We start from the raw sequence: 4,327 nt of genomic DNA, 5'->3' as shown, positions 1-4,327 counted from the left end.
TATGACAAAACTTCATTAAATTGCTTTTGGATTTGTTTTTGATACCGTTGCATCAAAATCTACTTATGAAAGAAACCGATTTTAAATTTTCCGCCTCCGTGATTGCCTGGCCATTTTTGTTTTTATTGGCAATGTGGGTAGTGTTTTGGTTTGAAGTCCGTTTCAAGATGAGTTTGTATGATTACGGAATTTACCCGCGTACACTGTCAGGGATGAAAGGGATTGTCTTCAGTCCTTTTCTGCATGGCGATCTGCAGCATTTGTATAACAATTCAATTCCGATTTTTCTCTTGGTGATGGCCTTGCGTTATTTCTATCGCGAACAAAGTCTTCAGGTTTTGGTCTGGGGAATTCTGATGTCTGGATTCGGAACATGGCTGATTGGAAGGGAAAGCATACATATTGGTGCCAGCGGATTGATTTATGTGTTGGTGAGTTTTATGTTCTTTAAAGGAGTGCAGTCCGGATACTATCGATTGGTGGCATTGTCATTGACGATTGTTGTTTTGTACGGAGGAACGGTTTGGTATCTGTTTCCGAGCCCGGAAGAAAATATCTCCTGGGAAGGTCATATGGCAGGATTTATCTCCGGATTTTTACTGTCGTATTTCATCAAAACACAGGATTATCAGAAACCGATTAAATACGATTGGGAACGACCGGACTTTGACCCAAGTCAGGATCCTTTCATGAAACATTTTGATGAACACGGAAATTTTGTGCCGACCCCAAAACCGGATCCGATTGAAGAGCAATATTCTTACTTCATATCGAATTTACCAGTGGTGTATTTTGTAAAAGAATCCAAAAACGTGATGGATGAGCCTTCCGGAAGTGAAGGGGCAGGTAAAGCGTAAATTCGGTTTTAAAAAATCAACAAAAAGAAAGTGTTCGAAAAATCTTTCCGAAAGTGTATCTTTGGTTTTTAATCCTTACAACCTATGCAGCCATTATTGCTTTTACACGGGGCACTCGGTTCTCAAACTCAATTCGAGAACCTGAAAATGAAACTTTCGACTAACTATAAAGTATATTCTCTTGATTTTACCGGTCACGGCAGTTCTCCGCTGACGGATGGTGAACCATTGAGCATAGCTTCTTTTACACAACAGGTACTTGTTTTTTTGAAGGAACATCAGCTTACTAACGTAGCTATTTTTGGCTATAGTATGGGAGGTTATGTGGCCTTGTATTTGGCAAAACACCATCCGGATAGGGTTGGTAAAATATTTACGCTGGCCACGAAGTTTGACTGGAATCCGGAAAGCAGCAAAAAAGAAGCAGCTATGCTGAATTGGGAAATTATGGAACAGAAGGTGCCTAAATTTACTCAATATTTGCAGGGATTACATCAGGTTGATAAGGCACCTCGATTAGTTAAGGAAACGGCTCAAATGATGCTGGCTATGGGGGAGGAACCGCCGCTCACGGTTGACGAAGTAGGTGGTTTGGAACAGCCTATCCTTTTTTCGGTTGGGGATAAAGATGTTATGGTAAGCTTTGATGAAACATTGGCTTTGTACAAATCTAAATCGAATAATCAGTTATGGGTTGTGCCGGATACGGTACATGCTTTTGAAAAAGTTAATCTGGATAGGCTCTCAAGTGAAATTGAATGCTTTTTTAATTAATGTTTAGGAGTTCTAAATGGAAAATGAACAATTATAAAAAAGCCTGAAATGATGTTTCAGGCTTTTTGTTATAAATATTTGAAGTGTTAACTTCTTTGACGAATCGTTTCGTATAAAAATGCGCCGCAGGCAACTGAAACGTTCAATGAACCAATAGAGCCGAACATAGGTAGTTTTGCCTTTTCGTCTACAATCTTTAATACCGATGGATTTACGCCTCGGTCTTCACTTCCCATGATGATAGCTACGGGTTCGCTAAAGTCTATATCGTAAATATTTTGTTCTGTTTTTTCTGTAGCGGCCACGATTTTGATTCCGGAACCCTGCAGGTAGAAAACAGCGTCTTTGATGTGGTCGACTTTACAGATAGGAACATTGAATACTGCTCCGGCAGAGGTTTTAACCGTATCGCCGTTTACGGGAGCCGAGCCTTGTTTCTGGATAATGATTCCATCTACACCGGTACATTCTGCAGTTCTGATGATAGCTCCGAAATTGCGCGCATCCGACAATTGATCCAAAACAAGGAATAGTGGTTTTTTGCCACTTTCAATTACGCCTTCCACTAAAGTTTCCAACGATACAAACGAAATAGGGGCGATGGTAGCTACGGCGCCTTGGTGGTTATTGGAGGTTAATCGGTTTAATTTTTCTACGGGAACGTAAGAGAAATTGATGCTGTTTTTTTTCATCGTTTTCATCAGGTCGTGCATCAAATCGCCTTGAGCGTCTTTCTGAATAAAAACTTTATCAACTTCTTTTCCTGCGTTTATAGCCTCAATGATGGCTCTGATTCCAAATATTAGGTTTTCTTTTTCCATGGGACAAAGATAGTGTATTAGATTTTTAGATTGCCGGATTTTTGGATTTTTAGAAAGTTAGGTTTTTGGAAAGTTGGAAATGGATGTCGATATAAAATGTTGTTGGGTTGTTTAAATGTCACGGTTTTTCTAATAATCAAATTGTCCAATTTAGAAAACAGTTTTAAAACTGATATGGACAAGGGAGTTAGATAGTTTTATAGCTTGATCTCCGGTGGTACCGTTTGCGTATATTAAATTGAACAAGCCGGTCTTGGTCAGGAATCCGAATCCGAACCCCAGTCCGAGCAGGTTTTCTTTGGTGTTGGATGTTTTGTCCTGAAAATAACCATAATCGATAATGGAGTGGACATATAAACCGGGTGTCAAAACATAGCGGTATTCTGTTATAATGGCTGAAAAAAGATTGGCCTGTAAACTGTTTTCGCTAAAACCCCTGATGGAATTGATTCCTCCGAAACGATATAATTCGTTGGTTAAGTAAGTGTTACTCTGTAGGTAAAAGCTTTGGTTTTTGACCAAAATCAGGTTTTTTTGGTTCAGGTGAAAATTGTAATGCGCATTGAGCTGGGTAAAATGCTGGCTGTTGGTTTCGGTTTTGGAGGAGCGTTTTCCGGTTCCGAATTTCAAATTTATGTTGGCAGTTTCACGAAACAGATAATCATCCGGATCGTATTTGGAAAATAAGAAGGAAGCGGTCCAGAAGGAATTGGAATAACTGCCTATGGTGCCGGAAGTTGTTTTTTGAATATCTACGGACTCCGTTGATTGGTGACCTAAATAAACACGGGAATTGTAATTAAAGTAATAGCCCAGATCAATATCGGTGGTGGTATTCTGAAAAAGACTGTCCTGTTTGAATATTCTTAAATTGGCTTTAATGCCCATCGGACTTTTAAAGATGTATGGCACTTCGGTTCCGATATTGAAAGAGGTTTGTTTGTCACCATCTCCTTTCCAGTACAGATTGAATTTTTCTCCGGCATTCAAAGCGTTGTTTAAAAGTAGGTCGAGGTAACCGTTAAACCGGACTCCTGAATCTTCTTTGTTGGCAAAACCGATGAAACCGTCAAATCGGTTGGCTTTATTTTTTTCCAGGTATACATATACTTTAGTGCTGTCTTTGGTAAAGAGTATTTCGGGGTATTTTAGTTGCGTAACGAACGACAGAGCTTTGAAATCGTTGTTGAGTTTTTTCAGGGTTTCCTGGTTGAAAGGCTGCTTCCGATATTGTTTGGCAATATTTTTTCGGATACCTTCCGGGAATTTATCATAGCCTACAATTACGATATCGTTCAGGTTTCGTTTCTTTTCTGTTTTGAGTTGTAATACAGCCGAAAGAATATGGTTGTTTTTTTTATGATTTGTCAGTTGTAGTTCGCTTAACGAGTAACCGTTTCGTTCCAGTTTTGCCAAATTGTTGTTCATAAAATTGTCTATTTCTGAAATAGGCAGTTTTATGGTGTCGGATTCAAATTCCAGTAGTTTTTTTTCGCCGTCTGAAAGTGTACCTATATATATATGTATGGAAGAAGTTTGTTTTCCGACAGAATAATAAAATACAAAGGAAGAGTCGTTTGCCTTTTTTTGATTTAGCAACTGGCTTTCCAGATAGCCTTTTTTGAGAAGTGTTGAGGTAAGGTTACTGGTTTCTTCAAGGATGGATTTTGTGTTTTCGTGTGTCTTTTTGTAACCGATGCTGTCGATTGTTTTGGTTTCTTCGGTTGAAATCCCTTCGATTTTCAGATAAAGATTTTGAGCTTTTGATGAAAAGCCGGATAAAATCAGAAGTAAAAAGAAGAGGAATTGTTTCAAGAGAAAAATATTTTGGTAAAAATAACGTAAAAAATGGATTTTGAATATGTGAATTTGGCA

Annotated in this window: 4 protein-coding genes; 2 read left to right on the top strand and 2 right to left on the bottom strand. The window is 38.7% G+C overall.

Annotation, left to right across the window (positions count from 1 at the left end):
• Window positions 1–65: 65 nt before the first annotated feature.
• Both VLB74_RS12080 and VLB74_RS12075 read left to right on the top strand, forming a co-directional pair.
• Window positions 66–857 (top strand): rhomboid family intramembrane serine protease, encoded by a 792-nt coding sequence (locus tag VLB74_RS12080; RefSeq protein ID WP_325203713.1) that lies wholly within the window; start codon window positions 66–68, stop codon window positions 855–857.
• Window positions 858–941: 84 nt separating this feature from the next.
• Window positions 942–1,631: an alpha/beta fold hydrolase gene (locus VLB74_RS12075; protein WP_325203712.1), complete on the top strand. Its 690-nt coding sequence runs from the start codon at window positions 942–944 to the stop codon at window positions 1,629–1,631.
• 86 nt (window positions 1,632–1,717) lie between these two features.
• On the opposite strand, the gene rlmB is transcribed toward VLB74_RS12075, so the two are convergent.
• Entirely contained in the window at window positions 1,718–2,452 is a 735-nt protein-coding gene (rlmB, locus tag VLB74_RS12070; RefSeq protein WP_325203711.1) for a 23S rRNA (guanosine(2251)-2'-O)-methyltransferase RlmB, read from the bottom strand.
• A gap of 150 nt (window positions 2,453–2,602) precedes the next feature.
• Window positions 2,603–4,267: a BamA/TamA family outer membrane protein gene (locus tag VLB74_RS12065; protein ID WP_325203710.1), complete on the bottom strand. Its 1,665-nt coding sequence runs from the start codon at window positions 4,265–4,267 to the stop codon at window positions 2,603–2,605.
• Between the last annotated feature and the right edge of the window lie 60 nt (window positions 4,268–4,327).

This window comes from Flavobacterium sp. (assembly GCF_035456225.1).
Lineage (GTDB): Bacteria > Bacteroidota > Bacteroidia > Flavobacteriales > Flavobacteriaceae > Flavobacterium.
Note: the sequence above shows the minus strand (reverse complement) of the source record. Positions and strands in the feature narration are given on the sequence as shown.

Coding starts and splice junctions, on each gene's coding strand:
- rlmB (WP_325203711.1), bottom strand. CDS start 2,452: ATGGAAAAAGAAAACCTAATATTTGGAATCAGAGCCATCATTGAGGCT.
- VLB74_RS12080 (WP_325203713.1), top strand. CDS start 66: ATGAAAGAAACCGATTTTAAATTTTCCGCCTCCGTGATTGCCTGGCCA.
- VLB74_RS12075 (WP_325203712.1), top strand. CDS start 942: ATGCAGCCATTATTGCTTTTACACGGGGCACTCGGTTCTCAAACTCAA.